This is a genomic window from Cognatilysobacter terrigena (assembly GCF_004361065.1).
GTDB lineage: Bacteria > Pseudomonadota > Gammaproteobacteria > Xanthomonadales > Xanthomonadaceae > Cognatilysobacter > Cognatilysobacter terrigena.
On record NZ_SELT01000006.1, the window covers coordinates 29,997 to 52,086 of the forward strand.

A 22,090-nucleotide genomic window follows, 5' to 3' on the forward strand; every position below is an offset into this window, starting at 1 on the left:
AGCTCCGATCGCTGATAACAGGTTCCGTCACTAAGGGTGACGGCCCGACGTCGTGATTGGAGTTTTGTCATGTCTGCGCTTTGCACTCCGCGCCCTTCGCGCGCGGTTCGCCGTCGCGTTAGCGCCGGTGCGGTCAGCCTTCTATTGGCTGCGTTCCACGTATTTGCCGCGCCGCCGGTCGGCGTCCCGCCAGGGACCGTGACGTCCAGCGACACGCGCCTTCAAGCCGCCCGCGGCGGATCGCTGCGCCTCGAGCAGGCGATCACGATGGCGTTGTCGCGTGCCCCGCTGCTGTCGGCTCGGCAGGCACGCGTTGAAGCCGCGCGCCAGGAAGCGGGACGGGCAGGGCAACTGCCGGACCCGGAATTGATGCTTGGCATCGACAACCTGCCGATCACTGGCCCCGACGCGCTGGATTTCAGCGCCGACGAGATGACGCAAAAGCGCATCGGCCTGCGCCAGGTGCTGCCGGCACGCGCCAAGCGCGCTGCCGCGCGCGCCGTCGCCGCACGCCGGGTTGATGAAGCCGTCGCGAACAGCGCCGCGCAGGCGATCGAAGTCCGGCGCGCCACGGCCCAGGCGTGGATCGACGCCTGGGCTGCCGCACGGGAGCTGCACGCGCTGGGGCTGCTTCGCGAGCAGGCGCAGCTCGCTTCGAGGATCGCGACCGCGCGCGTCAGCACGGGCGCGCAATCGCCTTCGGATGCGTTGGCGACCCAAGCCGAGATCCTCGAGCTCGACAATCGCATTGCCGGCGTGGAGGCCGACCGCAGCGCCGCCCTGGCCGACCTCAGCCGCTGGACCGGGGTCGAGCTGGCGCCCACCGCGGATGACGCGCCCGACTTTGGCTCGCTTCCGCTTCCAGCCGCGCAGCTGCTCGCGTCGGTGGATCGCCTCGGCCCGGTGCTGCAATCCAACGCGCTGGTCGAGACCGCGGCGGCCGAAGTCGACGCCGCACGCGCCGAGAAGCGACCCGACTGGAGCGTGGCCGCGGCCTTCGCCCAGCGCGACGGCGGCCGCAGCGACATGGTCATGCTCGAGGTCGGCGTGGGTCTTCCGCTGTTTCCGCGCAATCGCCAGAACCGCGGGATCACCGCACGGCAGGCGGAGTACGAGGCGACCGTTGAGGAGCGGGAGGATCTTCGGCGCCAGCTGTCGGCGAAGATCCGCGCCGATCTAGCGCGATGGCAGGGACTCAAGCGCCAGGTCGCGATTCATGTCGACTCGCTGTTGCCGCTGGCGCGCGACCGCAGCGCCGTTGCGTTGGCCGGCTACCGCGCCGGGGGCGATCTGCAGCCGTGGATCGACGCGCGCCGCGCCGAGATCGAAGCCCACCTTTCGCACGCTGAGCACCTGGCCGAGCTGGGCCAGGCCTGGGCCGCCCTTGCATTTCTCCTGCCCGAGGAGGGCGCCCGATGAACCCTCGCATCAAGCCGCTCGCGCTTGCCGTCGCGGCATTCGCTCTCGTCGCCGCCGCCGTGGGCGCCGGCTACTGGTGGGGCCATTCGAACGACACCGCTGGCGCGATGGGCGATGCGTCCGGCGAGCGGCGGATCCTCTACTGGTACGACCCCATGGTGCCGCAGGAGCGCTACGAGAAACCCGGCAAGTCGTCCATGGGCATGACGCTGATCCCGAAGTACGCCGACCCAGCCAGCGGTGGCGGGGAGCGCGAGGTGCTGTACTGGTACGACCCGATGGTGCCAGACCAGCACTTCGACAAGCCCGGCAAGTCGCCCTTCATGGATATGGCGCTGGTGCCCAAGCACGCCGACGGCGACGCCGGCGCCGACAGCGGCATCCGCATCACCCCTGGCGTGCGCCAGAACCTCGGCATGCGCACCGAAACGGTCGAGCTGGGAAGCCTTGCAGGCACGGTGCAGGCCCCGGGCACGGTGACCTGGGATCTTCGCAAGGAGCGCGTAGTCAGCGCCCGCGTCGACTCCATCGTCGATCGCCTCTACGTGCGCGCGCCGTTTGACACGGTGCGCGCGGGGCAACCGCTTGCGAGCGTGATCGCGCGCGAATGGAGCACGGCGATCGCCGAGGCGCGTGCGCTGCGCGGTGCACGCACCGCCGCGGCGCGCAGCATGGGCGGGGCCGCCAGTGAGCGGCTACGGGTGCTGGGCATGCCGGCCGGCGCGCGTGCGGGTGCGGGCGGGACCGTGACGTTGACGTCCCCGGTCTCCGGCGTCGTTAGCGAGATCGGCGTCCGCGAAGGCCAGTTCGCCGGCATGGGCGCGCTGCTCTTCCGCGTGAACGGGACCGACACCGTGTGGCTCGAGGCATCGGTGCCGCAGGCGAGCGTGGGCGACATCGTTCGCGGCACGCCGGTCACGGCGATGGTGACGTCAATGCCAGGCAAGACATTCAACGGCCGTGTCGAGGCGCTGCTTCCGCAACTCGATGCCACCAGCCGTACGCAGAAAGCCCGCATCGTGCTCGACAACCCGGGCGCGCTGCTTTCGCCGGGCATGTTCGCGCAGGTCACAATCCGGCCTGTCGATGGCGTTGAGGTGCCCCTGGTTCCGACCGATGCGCTGGTGGGTAACGGCACCAATGCGCGGGTGATCGTCCTCGGCACCGGTGAGCGGTTCAAGCCCGTGCTTGTGCGCACCGGGCGCAGTAGTGGCGGCAAGACCGAGATCCTCGAAGGTCTGCGCGGCGGCGAGCGTGTGGTGGTATCAGGCCAGTTCCTGATCGACTCCGAAGCCAACCTGTCGGGCGCGCTGACTCGCCTCGGCGTTGGCGCGCCGAACGAGCCGGCGGCGCCGAAACAGTCCGGCAGCGCGATGCCCAACGCGGCGCCTGCAGCGCCGCCGAAGTCCCCGGCAGCGACGGAGGCGCGTCGATGATCGCCCGCATCATCCTGGCCGCGATCCGCAATCGCATCTTCGTCCTCGTCGCGGCGCTGGCGCTGGCCGCGGTCGGCATCTGGTCGGTGAAGCACACGCCGCTCGATGCGCTGCCCGACCTGTCGGACACGCAGGTGATCATCCGCACCGAGTGGCCCGGACAGACCCCGCGCATCGTCGAGGACCAGGTCACCTATCCGCTGACCACGACGATGTTGTCGGTGCCGGGTGTCAAGGCGGTACGCGGCTTTTCGTTCTTTGGCGATTCGTTCGTCTACGTCCTCTTCGACGACGACACCGACCTGTACTGGGCGCGCTCCCGCGTGCTCGAGTACCTGAGCCAGGTGCGCGACCGGCTCCCCGCGCAGGTCAGCCCGGCATTGGGACCGGATGCAACGGGCCTGGGCTGGATCTACGAGTACGCGCTCGTCGATCGCAGCGGTACGCACGATCTCGGCCAGCTGCGTGCGATGCAGGACTGGTTCCTGCGCTACGACCTCAAGACGATCCCCGATGTGGCGGAGGTCGCGAGCATCGGCGGCATGGTGCAGGCGTGGCAGATCGTGCCCGATCCGCAGGCGTTGTCCGCGCGCGGCATCACCGTCGCCGCGCTGGTGGAGTCGATCGAAGACGCCAACGGCGCGACCGGCGGTTCCGTGATCGAACAGGGTGAGGCCGAGCTGATGGTGCGCAGCGAGGGCTACCTCCAAAAACGCGAGGACTTCGAGCAGGTGCCCGTCATGACCGGCGGCGATGGCGTGCCCGTGCTGCTGCGCGACGTCGCCATCGTGCAACGCGGCCCTGCCTTGCGCCGCGGTATCAGCGAACTCGACGGGGAAGGGGAGGTAGCCGGCGGCGTCGTCATCCTGCGCTCGGGCAAAAATGCGCTGGCCGCGATCGCGGCCGTCAAGAAAAAGCTCGAGGAGCTCAAGGGGAGCCTGCCCAAGGGTGTCGAGATTGTCCCGGTCTACGACCGCTCCGAGCTGATCAAGGAGGCCGCGCGCAACCTGACCCACAAACTGGGCGAGGAATTCCTCGTCGTCGCGCTCGTCTGCGCGCTGTTCCTGTGGCACGTGCGCTCGGCCCTGGTCGCGGTGATCAGCCTGCCGTTGGGGGTGCTCGCTGCCTTCGTCGTGATGCACCAGCAGGGGTTGAGCGCAAACCTGCTATCGCTCGGCGGCATCGCGATCGCGATCGGCGCCATGGTCGATGCGGCGGTGGTCATGATCGAGAACGCGCACAAACACCTGGAGCACTTCAAGGAGCGGACCGGGCGCGATCCCGATAACGAGGAACGATGGACATTGATGGGCGAGGCTTCGATCGAGGTCGGGCCCGCGTTGTTCGTCAGCCTCCTCGTGATCACGCTATCGTTCGTACCCGTGTTTGCCCTGCAGGCGCAGGAAGGGCGGCTGTTTTCGCCGCTGGCATTCACCAAGAGCTATGCGATGGCCGCCGGCGCGGGCCTTTCGATCACGCTCGTGCCGGTCCTGATGGGCTACCTCATCCGCGGCAAGATCCGCCCCGAAGCGCAGAACCCGCTGAACCGGGTCCTCATCGCCGGCTACAAGCCGCTACTGGAAGCGGTTCTCCGGCATCCGCGCTCGACATTTGCTGCCGCCGCGATCGTGCTCATGTTTTCGGTAATCCCATACTCCAAGCTGGGCAGCGAGTTCATGCCGCCGCTGGAGGAAGGCACGCTGCTGTACATGCCCACAGCGCTGCCCGGGCTGTCGGCAGGAAAGGCTTCTGAGCTGTTGCAGATCACCGACCGCATGATCAAGACGGTGCCCGAGGTGGCACACGTGTTCGGCAAGGCCGGCCGGGCCGATACCGCAACCGACCCGGCGCCGCTGGAGATGTTCGAGACGACGATCACCTTCAAACCGCGCGCGCAATGGCGCGCGGGCATGACGCCCGAAAAGCTTCGCAAGGAGCTCGATGCCGCAGTCAAGGTGCCGGGGCTCACGAACCTGTTCGTGCCGCCAATCCGCAACCGCATCGACATGCTCGCCACGGGGATCAAGAGCCCGATCGGCATCAAGGTGTCGGGGCCGGATACCGAGGTGCTCGCGCGGCTGGGCGATCGCATCGAGCAAGTGGCCAAGACGGTGCCCGGTGTCAGCTCGGCGCTCGCCGAGCGCATCGCTGGTGGGCGCTATCTCGACATCACGGGACGACCGGAGACGGCAGCGCGGTACGGTCTGACACAGGCGGACATCCAGCGCCTGATCGCGACCGTGATCGGCGGCGACCCGGTGGCGGAGACGATCCAGGGTCGCGAGCGATATCCGGTCGTCGTTCGCTACCCGCGCGAGCTTCGCGACTCGCCGCAGGCGCTTGCGAACTTGCCGATCGTCGCGCCCGGGGGCGTGCAGTTGACGCTGGGGCAGGTAGCCGAGATCGGCTTCTCCGACGGTCCGCCCATGCTGCGCAGTGACAATGCACGCCTCACAAACTACGTCTATGTGGACGTGGCCGATCGGGACCTGGGCTCGGTGGTCGCGGATCTGCAGAAGGCGGTGGGCGAGCAGGTGCAACTGCCTGCGGGCTACGCGGTTGGCTGGTCGGGTCAGTACGAGTTCCTCAAGCGCGCAAGCGAGCGGTTGCGCGTCGTCGTGCCCACGACGCTGCTGATCATCTTCGGCCTGATCTTCCTGGTTTTCCGCAAGCTGCCCGAAGCATTGATCATCATGCTGAGCCTGCCGTTCGCACTTGTCGGCGGGCTCTGGCTGGTGTGGCTGCTCGGCCACGCCGTGTCGATCGCGACGCTGATTGGCTTCATAGCGCTCGCGGGCGTCGCCGCGGAATTCGGAATCATCATGCTGCTCTACTTGCGTCATGCGTGGGAGGCGCAGGTGGCGCGCAATCCGGCGTCGGGCTTCGCCGAGCTGGATGATGCGATCCGCGAAGGCGCCGTCCAGCGCGTGCGGCCGAAGGCGATGACCGTTGCCGTCATCCTCGCCGGCCTGTTTCCGATCCTAGTGGGAAGCGGTGCCGGCTCGGAGGTCATGCAGCGCATTGCTGCCCACATGGTCGGCGGGATGCTCAGCGCACCGCTGCTGTCGATGCTGGTGATCCCCGCGGCGTACCGACTCCTTCAACGACGTCGCATCACCCGCGAGCGCGACGCCGCGTCCACGCACGCGCGCTCAGCGGGCGCATGAACGCCTGCCGCGCGATCCCCGGCTGTCCACGCAGCTGCCTACCGCCGGGTCGTCAGCGCTTTCTTCTCGTTCGTCATTCCGCCCCGTTCCCCTTCCATCACGGAAATTAGTCATGAAGATCCAAACTGCTGTTGTCGCTGCACTCCTGCTTGTTGGCTGTGCCAGGCGGGGCAGCAGCGCCGAGCCGTCCAGCGCCGGCGAGGGCACACGGAGCCGCGGAGCCGCCGCCAGCGCGGGCGCGATGCCCGCCGCCTCCGACGCGACCGATGCAGTTGACGTGCGCGCCGGGGAGCACAAGCCGACGGCCGCCGACACGATGGACATGCCCCCGGCCGAGCATGCGGCCATGCAGGCGGGCGACGACGCGGTCGCCGGTGGCACCGCGTCAGCAACGGGCGTGGTCAAGTCAATCGACCGCGACGGCGGGCGCATCACGATCGCGCACGGGGCAATCGCCTCGCTTAAGTGGCCGCCGATGACGATGGCGTTCCACGCCACGGCGGACCAGCTGGGCACGGTGCAACAGGGGGAGCGGGTCGACTTCGAGTTCAAGCAGGCGGACGGCGCCAGTGTGTTGACCGCGATCCGCGCGGCCCGCTGACGAAGCCCGTCAATCTGAATTACGGGTCGCCCGATCAGCTCGCACCGAGGAGCGCGCGGCCGTTTCGACAGCGGTGCCTGCGACCCGTGCATCGACTGATGCCGAGACCACCACTTGCCCGCCGGACTGATAGCGTAAACGCACATTCAGGGCGTCCACCAACTCGACGCCCCATGCGCCGAGCGACTTGATCGTGTCACTGCGTGCGAGACTGCCGAACGCAACGATCAGGGAGCCCGCGGCGGGGACCACAACCATCCAGGTCAGCATCGTCGACGGCGCCATCTTCGACGCGATCTGAAGCGCGACCGCGCCGAGCAGCGCCAGTACAAAATACCCGGCGAGGTAGCCCGCGATGGCCCACCGGCGATACCACGGTTCGCGAAGCCGGACATTGGCCAGCAGCACTCGTCCAGTCGCTGCTTCGTAGCGAAGGTGCGGCCAGATCAGAGAGAGGCGTTGCAACTGCTGGGTCGGAAACGCCAGCGCCGTCGCGGCGCGGATGACCTCCGCAGGCAGGTAGTCGCCAAACAGATGCCGCGTAGCAACCTCAAGCGCGATGTCGTCGCTCTTGTCGAGCGTACGCCACAGGTCGAGAAAGTCCCGGCGGCTCTGCCGCGATCCGGTATGCAGATCGGTCACCAGTTTGGCGAACCACCCCAGAATCAGCGCCGCAAGCGCCGGGACGATGAAACCCGGGCCCAGCTGTTTGGCGATGGTCTCGAGCACGCGGTGTTCCTCCAGATTTGCCCGTGGTCATTCAACGTCCGACGGATGTTGCCCTACACCCAGCGCACCCGTCCGTGCTCGATGAAGTAATGCGAGTTGCACCCACGTTGGCGCCAGACCGATGGGGACAGCGTGACACGCCCCGCCGTGTCGCGGTGTAGCTTCCAAGCCGGGCGAATTGTTCCGATTAGCGACAACTCGACGGAGTCACCGCATCCGCAAGGGCATCGGAACGCGGCTCGCCACGGGGGCCGTCCGAGCACGTAGACCGTGCGAAAGGCCAGCCGATCGGGGAGCTCCTCGTCAACCTGCTCGCTGACGCAGTAGGGCCACCACCGCGTGGTCCATGTTTGCCACTCACGACGCCAACGCTGAAAGCGGCTCACCGCTGCCATGACGAGATACCCAAAGGTGGGGTGCAGTCACCGCGCCCAAGATGCGGACTCATCGTCGGACACGGGCTGCCCGCGGGCTCGAAGCGCGTGTACTCCTCCCGAAGGTGGACGCGGCGCGCCGCGAAAGCCGTGTCGCTATCGCCCCGGAATCCGTGCACGCGCGCGAGCAACTCATTGACGGCCATGCTCGCGGCAAAGGTGTTGAGCGAGATCACGGCGGGGCGATCTTCTTCAACGTGCTCGATATACCCGACCCGCCGTTGTTCGGCGTAGCGCTCAGGGCTCTCGCGACGCAGGGCTTCGGCCTCTACGGTACTCATGCGATACCCCTTGCGCGCCAGCAGGCTATCGCCGCCGGGCTGCAGGTAATGCACCGCCGCGCCGACGTAGCGCACACCCCCGTGCCCGTCCGCGCTGATATCCACGCCGACATCGAAGTAAGGCAGGGTGTAGTGGTGGCAGAGCAGGTCGAGGTGCATGCGGGCCTCGGCGCTATCGGTACAGCCGAAGACGATGTCCGCAGTCGCAACTACCGGCCATGCGTCCTGCAGGGTGCCTGCGATGCACTGGAACCGGGGCGCGCAGTCGCCGAGATTGCGCGTCACGGCATCGGCCAGCGCACGAACCTTGCTGCGGCCGGCAGCGACGTCGGCGACACTCGAATTGATGATTCGATTGAGGTTGCGCTCCTCGACGACCTGCGGGTCCACGAGGATGAGCTCCCCCACGCCCAGACGACTCAGCAGCTCGACGACGACACTACCGGTGCCCGAACACCCGACGATGGCGATACGCAACGGCCGGAGCCGGTCACGCGTGCCATCCCCGAAGGCCTGCCGCTGGCTTGCGAGAAATGCCCGGTCCGTGACCGCGTCGTCGAACTCGCTGACGATGGTGATGCGTTCACCGACGACGCAGATGCGTTCGAGGGGCGTGGCTTGACCGTCCACGAAGCTGCGCCCGCGCATCCGCCCGTCCGGCAGCAGGATCAGGCTCGCCGTTGGCAGGCCGTCGTTGTAGACCTTCGCCAGGTCTTCGTGCAGGGCTGCATCGGCTTCGTCGTCCACTCGGGAGAAGCGCTCCGCGCCGGCGGGATGGCTGTGGACGTGCACGATCGCGGGGGTGTCGAGCTGCGCAGCGGCGGCGAACACCGGTGCCAGGCTGCTTGTGTGCCACGTCACGTGCGCGGCGCCGCGATCCGTCGCGGCATGATCGATCGGAAACACGTCGCGGACGCAAAGGACATGCCGATCGGCGCCGGCACGGCGCCCGCAGAGCAGCCACGCAGCGGCTTCCTGGCCGTCGCCCGGGTGCAAATGCTCGAGCAGACGAGCGTGCTGCCCATGCGTCATTCGCAGCCCGACGGCACTCACGAGGCGCTCGCCGCCGCCGCCAGGAAGTGGGCCACGAACGCCAGGTGGCTATCCAGGCCGTCCACGCCCGGCCGCCAGCTGTTGGGAGTGCGATGGCGCGACCACTGCTGCCACGAGGCGTCGCCGACCGGCACCATGGCGAGGTTCGGAATCTCGCGCGGCTGGGCCGAATTCAGCGGTGGGTTGAAGTACGCCATATCGATTTCGGTCATCGGGTAGTTGGCGCTGAGCCGCAGCCCGAGGTCCGCCTGTGCCGGCAGCAATCCGGCCGGGACCGGGTAGCCGCGCAGGAACAGCCAGCGCTCTCCATTGAGGGTGCGCGCCTCCCACGCCAGACCCGTGGCCTCGAGTGCCGCCTCGTCGTCGGCCAGCAACTCGAAGTCCCGGCACCCGCCCTCCAGGCCATTGGTGTGCTCGTTCTTCATGGTGAAGAAGCGCTCGAGCCCGGGGTCGCCCAGATCGACCGTTTGGCCGGGCGCGATCTCGTCCCGTGCGCCGCCCTTCATCGCCCGCACCAGGATCAGCAGGGCCGGGTCCAGGCCGGCCGCCGCCAGGATCGCGGCACCGGTCAGGTGGCGCTCCTGGGTCTCGAACGCCTGCTTGTCGACGCGGAACCGGTAGACCGGCGCCGGGTGGGGCTTGCTCTTTTCCTGCTTCTCGTTGTGCTCGCTCATCGCCGGCGCCCTCTGGTAGGATCGGTTCAAGCCGGATGGGAAGTCAGGCTTTAGCGAACCCTAGCAGGCCTATACGGCTATAGCAATACTTGGAGTGCGGTTTGAGCGAACCTTCGACTTTTGGGAGCCGCCTGAAGGCGGCCCGCCTCGAGGCCGGGTTGAGTCAAGACGAACTGGCGCGGCGCGCCGGTTCGTCGAAGGGCTACATCTCCGAACTCGAAACCACCCAGACCGGGCGCCCCTCCGCCGATCTGGCCCTGAAGCTTGCGGAGGCGGTTGGCGTCACCGTGGAGCACCTGGTGCGGGGCGATGCCAAACAGCAGGACATGGCGTTCTTTCGCTCGTACCAGGCGTTGGACGAGCCCACCAAGAGCAAGCTCAACGGCATCATGAAGGTGCTTAAGGGCGGAGCCGATTGAGACCCCGGGCCGCCGCGAACCAGCTCACCAAGGTGCTGCGGCTCGCGTTGCCGCCCGAGCAGTGGTTTCCGGTGCGTCCATTGGTGATCGCCCGCGAGTTCGGTGTCCTCGTTGAGGAAGACGACCTCGGGCCGACCTTCGAAGGCGCGCTCCTGCAGGCGAACGGCAGGTGCGCGATCGTCATCAACTCGCGCATTCGCGAGGACGGTCGCCGGAGCTTTACTGCCGGGCACGAGCTCGGGCACTACAGCCTGCACCGGGATCGGCCGGAGCTTCGATGTTCGCTCGACGATCTGCTTGATGTCGCCCCGCACCCGGTCAACATCGAACAGGAAGCCAATGAGTTCGCGATGACGCTGCTCATGCCGGCCGACGATGTACGCGCGCAGATCGCCGCCAGGCCGCCATCGATCGCGTTGGTGCGCGAGCTCAGCGAACGGTACGGAACATCGCTGGTGTCCACGGCGCTTCGCGTGCGCGAGCTGTCGGCCGGTGCCTTGTGCCTCGTCTATGTCGCTTCGGGTCGCGTGAAGTGGTGCTGGCCAACGTCCCGGTTCCAGTGGCGCGCCGCACGCGGCGCGCCGTGGCCGCTCCAACAACTTTCGTCCCTGGAGGGCGAACCGTTTCCAACGCTGACCGCGTTCGGTCCGGAGGCCCATGCGCGCGTCGGCGCGCAGCTCATCGTCTCGGCCGCCGACATGCCCCATTACGACGCGAATCTGTGGATGCTGGTCACTCGCGATCCCCGGCGGCCCTGGGAGTGGGGAGAGGTGGACGCCGAGCTGGGATGAGCGCGCGTACGCGCTAACCGCTCGCCGTCACAACCGTGCGCATGCACGTTCCGGTGCGGGGGTGAGAAGCGCGAGCTCGCTGGGCACGAGCGGCCAGAACGCATCGCGAAGGTTCGTGAGCTCGTACGCGAAAAGTTGCGACAACGCGCTTTCCGGTCGCGTGACGTGCGGGACGAACGAAGCGTTCGGCCATTGTCCCGACGCCACGGACCCAACGCGGCGCGTCAGGTCCGCATAGATGGCTTGGCGAACCGTTTCGGGCTCCGGGCGCCGCAACTGCAGCGCCACGGACGCGCCTTGTCGCGTGGCGACCCACGCGCAGTACCGCCACTGCGCCGCCGATAGATCGGCACGCGTTTCCCGCTGAACGAAGATCAGGTCCTGTGCCCATGCGGGGTCGAACTGGTGCTTTGCGAGCTGTTGTTCGAAGAAGCGTTCGCCCTCGGCCAAGACCAGATCACGCCAGACGCGCAGCCGCAGGGCGATCCCGTACTCGTCACGCTCCACCGACCGCAGGTAATCGGCGACAGCCTCCGGGAGCCTCTCGACCGGATACGCCTTCCACGCCAGGCGCCATTGCAGACCCTCGATCGGGGTCTCCTTGGACTCGGGCGCAATTTCCCAACGCGGCTCGGGCCACGGCACGTCAATCAGCTGCGCTTCCCTGAGGCGCTCCATCAGGGCGAGCGTCATGCGACGCGTCGGTGCCACGCGCAGGCGCCCGGATTGCGCCAAGGCCAGGGCGCCAACGTCCAGCGCACCCGAGAGGCCCAAATCCTCGACGGTATCCGGCAGACCCGAGGCCATCGGCGCCCCTCCCGGCTGCTGGCAGGTGATCAGAATAACTTAGAATAGGCAGGAGGCCCCGAGTTGACGACCCTATGGCGCATCGCCCTACGGAAATCGCCGCGTGTCGGTCGAGGTTCGAGACCTACCGGTGTTCGCCCGCCGCCTGCGCTTCGCGCGGGAGCGGGCAGGGTTGTCCCAACGGGAGCTGGGTCGGCGGATCGGCATGAAGGACGATGCAGCCAGCCCGCGCATCAACCAGTACGAGACCGGGACCCATGTGCCGCGGTCGGACACGATCGAGGCCATCGCCCGTGAGCTGAAGATCCCCGTCGCCTATTTGTTTGCCGACGGCGAGCGCCTGGCGCGCATGATCCTGGCGTTCTCGCAGCTGAGCGTGGCCGAGCAGGAGCGCCTGATGCGCGAGGCCGAGAGCCGGGGGCGACACCGCTAGACACGCCCGCGTGGGCGGGGGAGTAGGGCGGGTGGGGTAGCGCGATCGGGCGCGCGGCTGCGACCGGGTGTTCGACCTTGGGACGTCGTGATGCGATCGCGCCACGTGGTGACTCCACCGACGCCCAAGCGCGGTCAAGCCGCCTTGGTGCGGCGAGATGCAAGCCTTGCGACGCGGCGCCAAGTGCACCGTCGTGTATCGCCATAGCCATCGCGGCAAGGAAAACGGCGTGGTAGCACCATGCCTCGTCGCTTGATGAGGGCAATCAGCGGCCGAGCGGGTAGTACAGGGTCAGCGCGCTATCGCTGGTCGGGCGAAAGCCGTAGGCCCTATAGAACGCCGCAGCGCGATCGTGGAGGGCGTCGACGAGAACAACGCAGACGCCCACCTCCGATTGGCGCAATGACAGCGCGCGATCGATGATGTAGCCCAGCAGGGTTTCGCCGTGGCCTTGGCGCTGGTCGGCCGTTGCAACGGCCAGGCGTCCTACACGAAGCGCAGGCAACGGATACCGCGGTAGGCGACGCCGATCTTCCGGTTGAAGCGCTTCGAGGTCCAACTGCGCCATCGCCACGCTCGCGTATCCGATGATGCGGGCAGGCGCCTCGTCATCGACGAGGACGTGCGTGGTCGCCAGGCCGAGTCGGTGGTTCTGACTGGCATAGCGCGCAATGAACTCGTCAAGCGTCGCCTCGCCGCAGCGGAAGCCGGCACGATCGTGGACGGCAGGCTCCAGCAGGGTGAAGCGCAGCGTCACCGGGCAACGCGGCGCGAACGCTCCAGCGCACGCTGCAGTTTCGGGTTCGGCGCAAAGGGCGCGTCGAACACATCGAGGAAATGTTCGCTTTCCTCGGCCGACAGGGTGACGCGCGTGCTCTGGGCGATGACCTGTCGCGCCCGCTCACGGGCCGCTTCGCGCACGAACGCCGAGACCGGCGTCGACATCAGCGAGGCGGCAAGGGCCAGCTCCTGCTTGTCGGAGGCATCCAGACGCAGGTCGAGGCGGTCGGAGTGGGTGGCCATGGCGGAACTCCTGTACGGTACAGAGCTGTACCGATGTACGGGATCATACCGTACACCGTTCGGCAGTGGGATCCGTGCCGTGGATCAAGGTTCAGTCAGCCGGCGTCTTCGGACCCTCGTCATCCAGCAGCCGTGCTGCCGGATTGTCCTGTACACCACCGGCCTGGAAGTAGCCGATGACGCTCGCCACCGAGCGGTGTTCGGTCATGGCCATGATGGCGGGCAGGGCGACGCCCTGTCGGCCGCCCTCGGTGATGAAACCCGAGCGCAGGCTGTGGCCAGCAAAGTCGCCTTCCAGCCCCGCCCGCACGGCGCGCCGCTGGACGATGTCGGCGATCGCCGCCGGCGACAGGGCGGGACCGACGCCTGTGCCGTTCCAGATGCGGCGAAAGATTGGTCCCTCCGTCAGGCCGCTCGCTGCGATCCACGCCTCAAGGGCGTCGGCGGCAACGCCGAGGATCGGCTTGTCGGGCGTCGAGTTCGCCTTAGGCCCGGCCTGCTGCGTCTTGCTGTACTCGAGCCTGTAGACGTACTGGCGCTCGCCGACCTTGCGCAGCGCACTGAACTCGGCAGCCGCGACCTCGCTGCGGCGCCGGCCGCCGCTCGCGAACGCGAAGTAGAGCAGGGCGCGGTCCCGAAGGCCTTCCAGGCTCCCATCGCATGTCGCAATGAGGGCGTCGAGCTCGCGCTTGGTGATGGCCGTCTTCTTGGTCGGTCGTTCCCCGCGCTTATTGGCGGCGCGCCGCGCGCGCGCGAGCAGATGCCGTACGGCCGGCTGCTCGCACGGGTTGTCGGCCTTGCGCAGCTGGTGGGCCTTGGACAGCACCGCGATCCGATGCACCACGGTCGAAAGCTTCAAGGCGCCGGGTTTTTGCTTGAAGCGCGCGGCGACGAGCTGGCGATCGAGCTCGGGCGGCAACTCGAACTTCATTCCCGAGGCTGAGCGGCGCGCGACGTGGTCGACGATGAATTGAACAGCCGCGACCTCGGGAACCGGCAGCTCGATCGGGCGGCCGTAGCGACCCTGGAACCAGGCGGCCCAGTACCGCAGCGCGCTCGCGTAGCTGCGCGTCGTGTTGGCCGACGCGGCTTCCTCGAGGATCTCGCGCACCGCGTCTTGCGCCGACGCGGCCAACTGGTCGGGCAGCAGATCGGGGATGCTGGACAGCGGCATGAGATTAGCGTTTGAATGCATATGTACTATGTATTCCCTACTACGTTTAGTCGTCTCAACCCACGATAAGCATCCCTTATCGCGGGTTGATAAATCCGAGAGTAGGGCACCCGACAAGGAGACGCAAATGGCCCGTGGAATCACCCAATCCGACGTCGATCGCGCCGCCGACACCCTGCTCGCGCAAGGCGAACGCCCCACCGTCGACCGGATCCGCCAGTTCCTGGGCACGGGTTCGCCCAACACCGTGACCCGACTGCTCGACGCCTGGTGGAAGTCGCTCGGCGGCCGGCTCGCTACGTCGGCCGAGAAGGTCGCGATGCCCGAGGCGCCGGCGCCGGTCGCCGCGTTGGCGTCACAACTCTGGGAGCAGGCGCTCGCGTCCGCCCGCGAACTGGCCGAAGCCGCCCTGGAGGATGAGCGCACGAGCCTCGCGGCGTCCCGGCTCGCGGCCGACGCCCTGGTCGCGGCAGCCCAGCAGGCCGCCGAGGTATCGGAGGTTCGGGCCAGCGAGGCGGCGGCCGCCCTGCTCACTGCGCACCAGCGCCTTGAGGACCGGCAACGTCTGGTCGATCAACAGGCGCAGCAGCTCGCAGACCTGGCGCAGCAGCGCGATCAGGCCCTGGCCCGGCTGGACCGGGCCGCCGGAACCACACAGGAACTCCGCGATCGCATCGATGCCCTCCTGCGGGAGGCCGAGACCGCACGGGACGCCCACGCCGCGCACATCCGAGCGGTGGAAGATCGCGCCCACGTCGAGGTCGATCGCGCCCGCATGGAGGCACGCGAGCGCGAGAAAGCGCTGCAGGTGGCCGAAAAGGCCCATTCGACCCGCGTGCGCGAGTTGGAGGCCGAGCTCGCGCGAACGCGCGGGGCGGCGGCGGACACCCTGCGGGACCTCGCGGCAGAACACGCCCGGCGCGAGACGCTGGAGCAGCAACTCGCCGAGGCGCATCGACGCCTCGACCTGGCGCTCAAGCCCACGGTTCGACCGCCCAGGCTCTCGGCGGCGCGGAAACCCGCACCGACCCCGCGCCGCCCGCGGGGCCGGTGATGTCCTCGGCTGACATCTAAGTAATACTGATCACCGTGACCACGGTGACCGAGCTCGAACGACTGCGTGCCAAAGCGATGGCCGATCCCAGCCAGGAAGGGGCGTACCTGCGCGCGTTGCTGACCGCGACGCTGTACGCGCATCTCCCGCGATCGGACGACACGGGTCGGATGCACCTGGTGATGTTCACGCGTCCCGATGGCCTTACCGTCATTCCGGTCTTTACCGATCTGCCGAAGGCGCAGGCAGCGGCGCAGGGCCACGCACGCGTAGCGCAGGTGCCCGGTCGCGAGCTGCTCGAGGCGACGCGAGGCGCGACGCTGATGCTCGATCCAAACGATGAGAGCATGACCCTGTACCCCGAGGAGGTCAGCGCGCTGCTGGACGAGGGCCTGGCCCCGCCGGCGCCGGTCGCGTTTGACGGGCCGGACATGGTGCTTCTCCCGGCGCACGTCCACCGGGATGCCTGGTTGCTCGACCTGCTCGAGTCGGCCTTGGCGCCGATTGAATCGATCCAACGCTTCCACCTCGCGGCCGCTCGGCCAAGCGACGCCGAGGGCTCCGCCGACCGTCTGTTCGTGATCCTGGAAGCGCCCTTGGTGATCGTCGAGCGGGCCGCGCGGGCGATCGCCGTCGCGCTGGAAGGCTCGCCACAGATCCCATGGCTGCCCATTGACCTGGCCAGCTATCGATCGGACGAGCCGTTGCCGCCGTCGATGGCCGAGGGCCTGGTGCATGCGTGGACGCGCGAACTGCGCCAGGGTGATCGTCCGCACGATGGCTGAGGACGACGGCCAAGATCCGCCAGAGGCGGGCAAGCGACTTCGACGCAACGGGGATGGTCGCCTGAGCAACTCGCAGGCACCGGGCAGCGACGCCGCGCTCCGACGAGCAGCCCGGTCGACGGTATGCCTGCGAGGCCTCCGTGCGGGCGCACTGGCGTCCGCGCCGCCCGGCGACGCTGAAGTTCTGGCGAAGGCCGCCCGGCGCACCGCACTCTGGCTCAAGGTCGATGCCGTGGTCTTCGAGACCGCCACCGGACTCGAGCTTCATGGCGATACCGAGCCCGCGATCGAAACCGATGTCTGGGACCGTTGCTTGGCGCTGGTTACGCTCGGTGGCCGCTTGGAACGCGCGCTGGGGCGCCGCGGGGTCGTCGTTGCGTGGCTGCACGGCGCGCACCTGCAGCTGCAGCCGACGCCCATGGCCGTCCTCGGCACGGTCGGCGGGCTTCAGGTCGTCCACGCCTACCTCGACGCGTTCGAGCGTTGACGCTGGACCAGGAGGGACCTGCCGAACGGCGGTTGAGGCGGGTCGGCGTCGACCCGGGTACGCAGGCTGGTCAGCAACCACTGCGCGACGTACAGGGCTTGCCGGTCGCCGCTGGCGGCGGCATCAACCGCGTCGTGAAGCGTTTTCATGTACTCGTCCATGAGTCGGTCTCCGGTTAATAGATGGCCAGCACGAAGGCAGCGAAAAGACTCGCGGCTCCAAGCAGCGCCAAGGCATGCAGGCGCGTAAGCCAGCTTCGAAAAGGACGTGTGCTCGTCATGCCAAGCAGGATGCCGACGCCACGAGCGCCGGTCCGTCAGTCGCCTACGACTCGTAGTGTCGGAGTTTTCCGACCTCGACCGTAGGATCCAGGCACTGAACTGAAAACGCGGTAACCGATTGAACTTAAATGTTTTTTCGCGAGGTGTGATCGGTTTTTACACGTATCTCGGCTGTACCCCCGGACGAGCCCGGCGACTTCACGGCGCGCGGAGCGCAACCGCAATTTGCGTAGCGACAATGGTTGCGACGCCGAAAAGAAAAACGGACCAGCGCATGGCGCTGGCCCGTCAGTCTGGTGCCGGAAGTGGGACTCGAACCCACACGCTTTTAAGGGCGGCGGATTTTGAGTCCGCTGCGTCTACCGATTCCGCCATTCCGGCGCGGACGCGAAGTATAGCCGGCTGTCAGAGTCCGCCGTAACGCGCCATGCCGGCCGCGGCGATGACGATCACCACGATCAGCGCGAATTGCACGCGGACGAGCAGCCGCGCGCGCGACCAGGCGACGTTGCCGGGGCGCCACGACGGGTCGGTCGACGCCGCCTTGCGCCAGCGCGCGTACATCACCGTCGGCACGATCGAGATCGCGGCGGCGAGCAGGAATGCGCCGAGCTTCGCGTGGAACCACGGGTTGTGGAGGTAGAAGTCCTCGCCCTTGATGCCGTGGAAGACGCGGACGAGCCCGACGACGAGCAGCAGGCCCGCGATGCTGCCGTAGCCGCGATCGAGCTTGCCGAGGCGCTGGAGCGTCGCGATGTCGGCGTCGCCGCGAAGCAGCGTCATCTGCGCGGCGAGCATCGCGATGAGGCCGACGACGAGCACGTGGTGCGCCGACGCCAGCAGGAAGTCATGCCACACGTCAGCAGGCCTCGTCCGTGCTGAGCGTGCGGTCGACGCGCGAGTACCACTCGTGCTCGCCCTGCGGCGCGAACATCGAACAGCACTGCATCTCCGCCTTGTAGATGTGCAGTGACACGGCGACGCGGTCGTCGCTCGCGTTGCGGATGGTGTGGTACTCGTGCGGCGGAATCAGGCTGCCCGCGCTGCCGGGACCGGCCTGGATGCCGCCGGCGGGACGGAAGCGGAACCGTTCGCCGTCCCGTTCGAGCAGTTCGTACTGGGTGATCTCGAGTTCGCCGTCCCAGACGCCTTCGACGCACCACAGGCCCGAGTGGTCGTGCACGGGCGTGCCCTGGCCGGGGCCCCAGGTCATTGCGACGACGCTGTAGCCGTGGATCGGGCTGCGATACAGCTCGCGGCGCGCGTAGTGATCGCTGATGGGTTCGTAGACGCAGGCCGGCAGGTGCACGTCGCGGTCGCGGATCATGTCGCAAAGCGTCTGCCGCACCGCGCGCGTCACCGCCTGCGGGTCGCCGGCGCAGACCGCCGCATCGAGCGCCGCGATCATCTTGTCGTGACCGGGGAAGGGAATGTCGGGCAGGGCGGCGGCAGCGTTCATGCCCGGATTCTAGCCGCGCCGTCCCGGACGGGCTCCAGCGCATCGAGGAAACTGCGGACGGCCGGCCCAAAACGCTCGATGTCGACGAGGAAGGCGTCGTGGCCCTGCGGCGATTCCAGCGGCAGGAAGCGGGCGTCGACACCACCGGCCGACAGCCCTTCGGCGACTTCTTCCTGCTGCTGCAGCGGGAAGAGGATGTCGGTGTGCACGCCGATGACGAGCGCCTTGTCGAGGCGGATCGATGCCAGTGCCGACCGTGTGTCGGTGCGCGGGTCGTCGCAGCAGTCGCCGATGTCGAACCAGTCCATCGCGCGGCTGAGGTAGAGGTAGCAGTTGGGATCGAACCGGCGCACGAAACGTCGCGCGTGCGCTTCGAGATAACTCTCGACTTCGAATTCGAGGCCGAAGGGATCGCCGTCCTGACGATCGGAATCCAGGCGCACGCGACCGAATCGGCCGTCCCACTCCAGCGCGGAGCGATAGGTGATGACGCCGAGCTTGCGCGCCATGCGCATGCCGGATTCGGGGTACGTCGAATCGTCGTAGCGACCGTTGTTCCAGTTGGGGTCGAGTCGGATTGCTTCGCGCTGCAGCGAGCGGATCGCGATCGAGAACGGCAGCGCGCGTGCGGCGCCCGAGATGTTGATGTGGTTGCGCGCAAGACCCGGATGCCGCAGCAGGAACGCGAGCGCGACCATGCCGCCCATCGAATTGCCGACGATGCAGGCGAGCTGCGCGATGCCCAGCGCGCGCACGACATGCGCCGCGGCGTCGGCGCAGTCTTCGATCGACAGCGGCGGGAAGTCGAGGCGATAGAGGTCGCCTGTCGATGGATTGATCGACGCCGGGCCGGTCGAGCCCTTGCAGCTGCCCAGTGTGTTCACGCAGACGACGAACCAGCGGTCGGTATCGATCGGCTTGCCCGGGCCGATCATCGCTTCCCACCAGCCGGGCGACGGGTCGGCCTCGTTCGCCGCGGCATGCGCGTCCGGCGAGAGGCCGGTGACGATCAGCAGCGCGTTGCCCGCGTCGGCGTCCAGCGTGCCCCACGTTTCGTAAGCGATGCGCGCGCCCTGCAGCGCGCCGTCGCGGCGCGTGGGAAACGGCGAGGGCAGGTCGACGAATCGCGTTCCGGGCGGGATGAATTCGGTCATTGCGTCAGTCCATTCGGCAGCGTGAATTGTGCCTGCGCCGGCCGCCTGAACGCCAAACGGGCCTGTTGCGGCCGCTTGGACCGCCGCTACACACGGTCGAAGCGAGAGTCGGGATTCCTCCCGCACGGAGTTTCACCATGGCGAAGAACACCAACGACACCACCGACATGAATCGCGATCCCATCACCGGCGCGCCGGGTTCGCACCCGGTGGGCACCGGCGTCGGCGGCGTCGGTGGCGCAGCGGTCGGCGCCGCGATCGGCAGCGCGTTTGGTCCGATCGGCACGCTGGTCGGCGGCGCGATCGGCACGGTCGCGGGCGCGGCGGTCGGCCACAACGTCGGCGAACGCGTCGATCCGACCGGCGAGACCGAGGCGTGGCGCAGCGATGCCTCGACCCGCCCGTACTACGACAAGAGCCTCGACTACGACCGCGACTACGCGCCGGCCTACCGCTACGGCACCGAAGCGCGCAGCGAGAACCGCACCGAGGCGTGGGACCGCGCCGAAAATCGCCTGCAGTCGGGCTGGGACAGCGCGAAGGGCGAGTCGCGCCTGGCATGGGACAAGGCGCGCGACGCCGTACGCGACGCGTGGGACCGCAGCGATCGCACGTACAAGACGTATGACGCGACCGATCGCTATTACGAGAACCGCTTCAACCAGGCCGACTACTACAAGGCCGACTACAGCTTCGACGACTACAAGCCGGCCTATCGCTACGGCACCTACGCACGCAGCCAGTCGAAGACCGGCCAGTGGGACGACAACACCGAACGCGAACTCGAGCGCGGTTGGAATGCGGCCAAGGGCACGTCGCGACTGGCGTGGACCGATGCCAAGGGCGCGGTGAAGGACGCGTGGCACGGCGTCGAGCGCATCCTGCCGGGTGACGCCGACCACGACGGTCGCTGATCCTTAACGTCGGGGGATCGGAGGCGCCGTGCTCGCACGGCGCCTTTTTCCTGCCGCGTCGTGCCTCGAACATAATAGGCATTATGCGAAGTAACAGATCGGCAACGTCTTCGCTCTCTCGGGCGTTATTCGGCGCGCCGCACCGGCTTGACCACGACGGGTTCGAAAAGCTCTGCATCTGATTCAAAGGCCAAAGGATGGTCGGCCGTCAGCACAACTGTGTTTCGCGCAACTTGCTCCATGTGATGCAGCGCGCTGATTAGAGCAAGTATTGCGCGGGCGAGTTCGCTGACGTGACTGACACTTGCGTCGCTCATCGCGTCCTGCACGTCGACGGCCCGCGCGGCGCGAATAAACTTTCCAACTTTCGCCGCGAACTCAGGATGCTCGATCTGATGCGCCACCTTGTTGCGCAGATCGTTCAATGCCGCGCAGGCCTTCCAAACCGGCTCCGCTTTGGCGAAGCCCGTAAGAGCTTCAGCGAGCCTGAGCTTGATCGCGAACCCAAGTCGGTCACCTAACCGGTTCGGTACCGCGCAGTAATGGCCCACTGTCGATGCGATCACTTCCTCGACGAGCAGATGGCCTTTGAGGATCGTGAGCGTCGGATCCGCGTCGCTGGGCAGATGCGCGACGAGTCGCTCGAGGAAACCAGGCGCGACCTCAATATCCGGGCGAATAGCTAGGTTGCGTACTCGCATGAAAGACTCCAAAGACTCCTAGGTCGCAGTTTCGCGTCGGACGATGTGATGCCGTCAGTCTTTTGGGAAGGCGCGAGCGACGTCGGCAAACAACGCAATGACACGATCAGCCAAATGCCGGCGATCGGTTTCGTTCATCAGTGCAATGGCACCGGCCACTGAGTCGGCGCCGTACTCGATGTCTGCGACCAGCTCATCGAAGCGTGGTCGAAGCACTTCAGGCAGGTCGCGATCCGTTGAAATTCGAGCGAGAAACGTGTGCGAGAGTGCGAGTCGATCGACGAGCGTGCCCTCCCCTGTCAAAGCTGCGATTGCGTCGCGCGCGTGTTCGTAGGCGATGGACATGAGCGTTACTCGGTGGAAAGCGCATTTCTTGTAGGCGAAAAAAAACCGCCGGCCTTTTAGGGGCCGGCGGTTCGAATGCGGATCAGACCGCAGCGTCCTTGAGCTTCTTCAGCGGACGCGCCTTGAGCTTGACGCTCGCCGGCTTGGCGGCGAACCACTGCTCTTCCTTCGTGAACGGGTTGATGCCCTTGCGCTTCGGCTTGGCCGGGACGTCGACCTTCGTGACCTTGAGCATGCCGGGGAAGGTGAAGGTGCCACAGCCCTTCTTGTGCAGCGAGCCGTGGGCCGCCTCTTCGAGGGACGCCAGGACGGCGCGGACGTCGCGCGGGGCGAGTTCAGTGCGCTCGGAGATGTAGTTGACGAGACCGCTCTTGCCCAGCGGCTCGGTCACAGGCTTGATCTTGGAGGCACCGCTCGCTTTCTTCGTCGCCATGGTTTGCAGGTTCCGGGTGGAAGGAATGCGCGTTAT

Annotated in this window: 26 protein-coding genes and 1 tRNA gene; 11 read left to right on the top strand and 16 right to left on the bottom strand. The window is 67.4% G+C overall.

Going from position 1 to position 22,090, the window contains the following annotated elements; all coding sequences use genetic code 11:
• The first annotated feature begins 198 nt into the window (after positions 1 to 198).
• The 4 genes from EVS83_RS05565 to EVS83_RS16020 all read left to right on the top strand — a co-directional run bounded on the left by EVS83_RS05565 (position 199) and on the right by EVS83_RS16020 (position 6,623).
• Positions 199 to 1,419: a TolC family protein gene (locus EVS83_RS05565; protein WP_246022790.1), complete on the top strand. Its 1,221-nt coding sequence runs from the start codon at positions 199 to 201 to the stop codon at positions 1,417 to 1,419.
• On the top strand, positions 1,416 to 2,855 hold the full coding sequence (locus EVS83_RS05570) for an efflux RND transporter periplasmic adaptor subunit (protein ID WP_133500046.1): 1,440 nt from the start codon (positions 1,416 to 1,418) through the stop codon (positions 2,853 to 2,855). The genes EVS83_RS05565 and EVS83_RS05570 overlap by 4 nt, the downstream gene beginning before the upstream one ends.
• On the top strand, positions 2,852 to 6,022 hold the full coding sequence (locus tag EVS83_RS05575) for an efflux RND transporter permease subunit (protein ID WP_133500047.1): 3,171 nt from the start codon (positions 2,852 to 2,854) through the stop codon (positions 6,020 to 6,022). The genes EVS83_RS05570 and EVS83_RS05575 overlap by 4 nt, the downstream gene beginning before the upstream one ends.
• Before the next feature lie 112 nt (positions 6,023 to 6,134).
• Positions 6,135 to 6,623 (top strand): copper-binding protein, encoded by a 489-nt coding sequence (locus tag EVS83_RS16020; RefSeq protein WP_246022791.1) that lies wholly within the window; start codon positions 6,135 to 6,137, stop codon positions 6,621 to 6,623.
• A 9-nt stretch (positions 6,624 to 6,632) separates the two neighbouring features.
• Here the strand turns inward: EVS83_RS16020 and EVS83_RS05585 are convergent, their stop codons facing one another.
• From EVS83_RS05585 to EVS83_RS05595, 4 genes are read right to left on the bottom strand one after another with little or no spacing between them, the layout of a single operon-like run.
• Positions 6,633 to 7,352: a hypothetical protein gene (locus EVS83_RS05585; RefSeq protein ID WP_133500048.1), complete on the bottom strand. Its 720-nt coding sequence runs from the start codon at positions 7,350 to 7,352 to the stop codon at positions 6,633 to 6,635.
• 53 nt (positions 7,353 to 7,405) lie between these two features.
• Positions 7,406 to 7,747 (bottom strand): ubiquitination-like system serine protease family protein, encoded by a 342-nt coding sequence (locus tag EVS83_RS16235; protein WP_425456068.1) that lies wholly within the window; start codon positions 7,745 to 7,747, stop codon positions 7,406 to 7,408.
• The gene (locus EVS83_RS05590; protein ID WP_133500049.1) at positions 7,735 to 9,120 is read right to left on the bottom strand and encodes a ThiF family adenylyltransferase; all 1,386 of its coding nucleotides are present in this window, start codon (positions 9,118 to 9,120) and stop codon (positions 7,735 to 7,737) included. The genes EVS83_RS16235 and EVS83_RS05590 overlap by 13 nt, the downstream gene beginning before the upstream one ends.
• On the bottom strand, positions 9,117 to 9,794 hold the full coding sequence (locus EVS83_RS05595; RefSeq protein WP_133500050.1) for a multiubiquitin domain-containing protein: 678 nt from the start codon (positions 9,792 to 9,794) through the stop codon (positions 9,117 to 9,119). The genes EVS83_RS05590 and EVS83_RS05595 overlap by 4 nt, the downstream gene beginning before the upstream one ends.
• Positions 9,795 to 9,895: 101 nt before the next feature.
• Here EVS83_RS05595 and EVS83_RS05600 point away from each other — a divergent pair, with 101 nt between their 5' ends.
• Together EVS83_RS05600 and EVS83_RS05605 are read left to right on the top strand one after the other, a co-directional pair.
• Positions 9,896 to 10,213 carry a helix-turn-helix domain-containing protein gene (locus tag EVS83_RS05600; protein ID WP_166636816.1) on the top strand — a complete coding sequence of 106 codons (318 nt, stop codon included), beginning with the start codon at positions 9,896 to 9,898 and terminating at the stop codon, positions 10,211 to 10,213.
• 32 nt (positions 10,214 to 10,245) lie between these two features.
• The gene (locus EVS83_RS05605; RefSeq protein WP_166636817.1) at positions 10,246 to 11,004 is read left to right on the top strand and encodes an ImmA/IrrE family metallo-endopeptidase; all 759 of its coding nucleotides are present in this window, start codon (positions 10,246 to 10,248) and stop codon (positions 11,002 to 11,004) included.
• Positions 11,005 to 11,031: 27 nt separating this feature from the next.
• Here EVS83_RS05605 and EVS83_RS05610 read toward each other — a convergent pair whose 3' ends face one another.
• Positions 11,032 to 11,811: a hypothetical protein gene (locus tag EVS83_RS05610; protein ID WP_133500053.1), complete on the bottom strand. Its 780-nt coding sequence runs from the start codon at positions 11,809 to 11,811 to the stop codon at positions 11,032 to 11,034.
• 103 nt (positions 11,812 to 11,914) lie between these two features.
• Between EVS83_RS05610 and EVS83_RS05615 the strand changes: the two genes are divergently transcribed.
• Positions 11,915 to 12,244: a helix-turn-helix domain-containing protein gene (locus EVS83_RS05615; RefSeq protein WP_133500054.1), complete on the top strand. Its 330-nt coding sequence runs from the start codon at positions 11,915 to 11,917 to the stop codon at positions 12,242 to 12,244.
• A 265-nt stretch (positions 12,245 to 12,509) separates the two neighbouring features.
• Here the strand turns inward: EVS83_RS05615 and EVS83_RS05620 are convergent, their stop codons facing one another.
• The 3 genes from EVS83_RS05620 to EVS83_RS05630 form a co-directional block, all read right to left on the bottom strand.
• Positions 12,510 to 13,001 (bottom strand): GNAT family N-acetyltransferase, encoded by a 492-nt coding sequence (locus EVS83_RS05620; protein ID WP_246022792.1) that lies wholly within the window; start codon positions 12,999 to 13,001, stop codon positions 12,510 to 12,512.
• A complete protein-coding gene (locus EVS83_RS05625; protein WP_133500055.1) occupies positions 12,998 to 13,267 on the bottom strand; it encodes a type II toxin-antitoxin system TacA family antitoxin in 270 nt (89 codons plus the stop codon). The genes EVS83_RS05620 and EVS83_RS05625 overlap by 4 nt, the downstream gene beginning before the upstream one ends.
• 91 nt (positions 13,268 to 13,358) lie before the next feature.
• Positions 13,359 to 14,441, bottom strand: coding sequence for a site-specific integrase (locus EVS83_RS05630; RefSeq protein WP_246022793.1), 1,083 nt, complete (start codon positions 14,439 to 14,441; stop codon positions 13,359 to 13,361).
• Positions 14,442 to 14,568: 127 nt separating this feature from the next.
• On the opposite strand from EVS83_RS05630, the gene EVS83_RS05635 reads away from it, so the two are divergent.
• From EVS83_RS05635 to EVS83_RS05645, 3 genes are read left to right on the top strand one after another with little or no spacing between them, the layout of a single operon-like run.
• The gene (locus EVS83_RS05635) at positions 14,569 to 15,495 is read left to right on the top strand and encodes a DNA-binding protein (protein WP_166636818.1); all 927 of its coding nucleotides are present in this window, start codon (positions 14,569 to 14,571) and stop codon (positions 15,493 to 15,495) included.
• A gap of 35 nt (positions 15,496 to 15,530) precedes the next feature.
• Entirely contained in the window at positions 15,531 to 16,280 is a 750-nt protein-coding gene (locus tag EVS83_RS05640; RefSeq protein ID WP_133500058.1) for an SseB family protein, read from the top strand.
• A complete protein-coding gene (locus EVS83_RS05645) occupies positions 16,273 to 16,767 on the top strand; it encodes an antitoxin Xre/MbcA/ParS toxin-binding domain-containing protein (protein WP_133500059.1) in 495 nt (164 codons plus the stop codon). The genes EVS83_RS05640 and EVS83_RS05645 overlap by 8 nt, the downstream gene beginning before the upstream one ends.
• On the opposite strand, the gene EVS83_RS05650 is transcribed toward EVS83_RS05645, so the two are convergent.
• The 5 genes from EVS83_RS05650 to metX form a co-directional block, all read right to left on the bottom strand.
• Positions 16,743 to 16,928, bottom strand: a complete 186-nt coding sequence (locus tag EVS83_RS05650; protein ID WP_133500060.1) for a hypothetical protein — start codon at positions 16,926 to 16,928, stop codon at positions 16,743 to 16,745. The genes EVS83_RS05645 and EVS83_RS05650 overlap by 25 nt on opposite strands.
• Before the next feature lie 414 nt (positions 16,929 to 17,342).
• Positions 17,343 to 17,429, bottom strand: a tRNA-Leu gene (locus EVS83_RS05655).
• Positions 17,430 to 17,453: 24 nt separating this feature from the next.
• Positions 17,454 to 17,906 (bottom strand): DUF2214 family protein, encoded by a 453-nt coding sequence (locus EVS83_RS05660; RefSeq protein WP_133500061.1) that lies wholly within the window; start codon positions 17,904 to 17,906, stop codon positions 17,454 to 17,456.
• A 1-nt stretch (position 17,907) separates the two neighbouring features.
• A complete protein-coding gene (locus tag EVS83_RS05665) occupies positions 17,908 to 18,507 on the bottom strand; it encodes a cysteine dioxygenase family protein (protein WP_208108692.1) in 600 nt (199 codons plus the stop codon).
• Entirely contained in the window at positions 18,504 to 19,661 is a 1,158-nt protein-coding gene (gene metX, locus EVS83_RS05670; RefSeq protein WP_133500062.1) for a homoserine O-acetyltransferase MetX, read from the bottom strand. The genes EVS83_RS05665 and metX overlap by 4 nt, the downstream gene beginning before the upstream one ends.
• Before the next feature lie 137 nt (positions 19,662 to 19,798).
• Here metX and EVS83_RS05675 point away from each other — a divergent pair, with 137 nt between their 5' ends.
• Positions 19,799 to 20,575, top strand: a complete 777-nt coding sequence (locus EVS83_RS05675; RefSeq protein WP_133500063.1) for a glycine zipper domain-containing protein — start codon at positions 19,799 to 19,801, stop codon at positions 20,573 to 20,575.
• 125 nt (positions 20,576 to 20,700) lie between these two features.
• Here the strand turns inward: EVS83_RS05675 and EVS83_RS05680 are convergent, their stop codons facing one another.
• The 3 genes from EVS83_RS05680 to EVS83_RS05690 all read right to left on the bottom strand — a co-directional run bounded on the left by EVS83_RS05680 (position 20,701) and on the right by EVS83_RS05690 (position 22,054).
• Positions 20,701 to 21,276, bottom strand: coding sequence for a hypothetical protein (locus tag EVS83_RS05680; RefSeq protein ID WP_133500064.1), 576 nt, complete (start codon positions 21,274 to 21,276; stop codon positions 20,701 to 20,703).
• Between the two features lie 54 nt (positions 21,277 to 21,330).
• The gene (locus EVS83_RS05685; protein ID WP_133500065.1) at positions 21,331 to 21,621 is read right to left on the bottom strand and encodes a hypothetical protein; all 291 of its coding nucleotides are present in this window, start codon (positions 21,619 to 21,621) and stop codon (positions 21,331 to 21,333) included.
• 82 nt (positions 21,622 to 21,703) lie between these two features.
• Positions 21,704 to 22,054 carry an HU family DNA-binding protein gene (locus EVS83_RS05690; protein ID WP_115648051.1) on the bottom strand — a complete coding sequence of 117 codons (351 nt, stop codon included), beginning with the start codon at positions 22,052 to 22,054 and terminating at the stop codon, positions 21,704 to 21,706.
• Between the last annotated feature and the right edge of the window lie 36 nt (positions 22,055 to 22,090).

Excerpts from the sequence above, each read along its gene's own strand:
- metX (WP_133500062.1), bottom strand. The coding sequence starts at position 19,661 with ATGACCGAATTCATCCCGCCCGGAACGCGATTCGTCGACCTGCCCTCG.
- EVS83_RS05570 (WP_133500046.1), top strand. The coding sequence starts at position 1,416 with ATGAACCCTCGCATCAAGCCGCTCGCGCTTGCCGTCGCGGCATTCGCT.
- EVS83_RS05690 (WP_115648051.1), bottom strand. The coding sequence starts at position 22,054 with ATGGCGACGAAGAAAGCGAGCGGTGCCTCCAAGATCAAGCCTGTGACC.
- EVS83_RS05685 (WP_133500065.1), bottom strand. The coding sequence starts at position 21,621 with ATGTCCATCGCCTACGAACACGCGCGCGACGCAATCGCAGCTTTGACA.
- EVS83_RS05630 (WP_246022793.1), bottom strand. The coding sequence starts at position 14,441 with ATGCCGCTGTCCAGCATCCCCGATCTGCTGCCCGACCAGTTGGCCGCG.
- EVS83_RS05595 (WP_133500050.1), bottom strand. The coding sequence starts at position 9,794 with ATGAGCGAGCACAACGAGAAGCAGGAAAAGAGCAAGCCCCACCCGGCG.
- EVS83_RS05645 (WP_133500059.1), top strand. The coding sequence starts at position 16,273 with ATGGCTGAGGACGACGGCCAAGATCCGCCAGAGGCGGGCAAGCGACTT.
- EVS83_RS05675 (WP_133500063.1), top strand. The coding sequence starts at position 19,799 with ATGGCGAAGAACACCAACGACACCACCGACATGAATCGCGATCCCATC.
- EVS83_RS05650 (WP_133500060.1), bottom strand. The coding sequence starts at position 16,928 with ATGGACGAGTACATGAAAACGCTTCACGACGCGGTTGATGCCGCCGCC.
- EVS83_RS16020 (WP_246022791.1), top strand. The coding sequence starts at position 6,135 with ATGAAGATCCAAACTGCTGTTGTCGCTGCACTCCTGCTTGTTGGCTGT.
- EVS83_RS05610 (WP_133500053.1), bottom strand. The coding sequence starts at position 11,811 with ATGGCCTCGGGTCTGCCGGATACCGTCGAGGATTTGGGCCTCTCGGGT.
- EVS83_RS05635 (WP_166636818.1), top strand. The coding sequence starts at position 14,569 with ATGGCCCGTGGAATCACCCAATCCGACGTCGATCGCGCCGCCGACACC.
- EVS83_RS16235 (WP_425456068.1), bottom strand. The coding sequence starts at position 7,747 with ATGGCAGCGGTGAGCCGCTTTCAGCGTTGGCGTCGTGAGTGGCAAACA.
- EVS83_RS05625 (WP_133500055.1), bottom strand. The coding sequence starts at position 13,267 with ATGGCCACCCACTCCGACCGCCTCGACCTGCGTCTGGATGCCTCCGAC.
- EVS83_RS05680 (WP_133500064.1), bottom strand. The coding sequence starts at position 21,276 with ATGCGAGTACGCAACCTAGCTATTCGCCCGGATATTGAGGTCGCGCCT.
- EVS83_RS05665 (WP_208108692.1), bottom strand. The coding sequence starts at position 18,507 with ATGAACGCTGCCGCCGCCCTGCCCGACATTCCCTTCCCCGGTCACGAC.
- EVS83_RS05575 (WP_133500047.1), top strand. The coding sequence starts at position 2,852 with ATGATCGCCCGCATCATCCTGGCCGCGATCCGCAATCGCATCTTCGTC.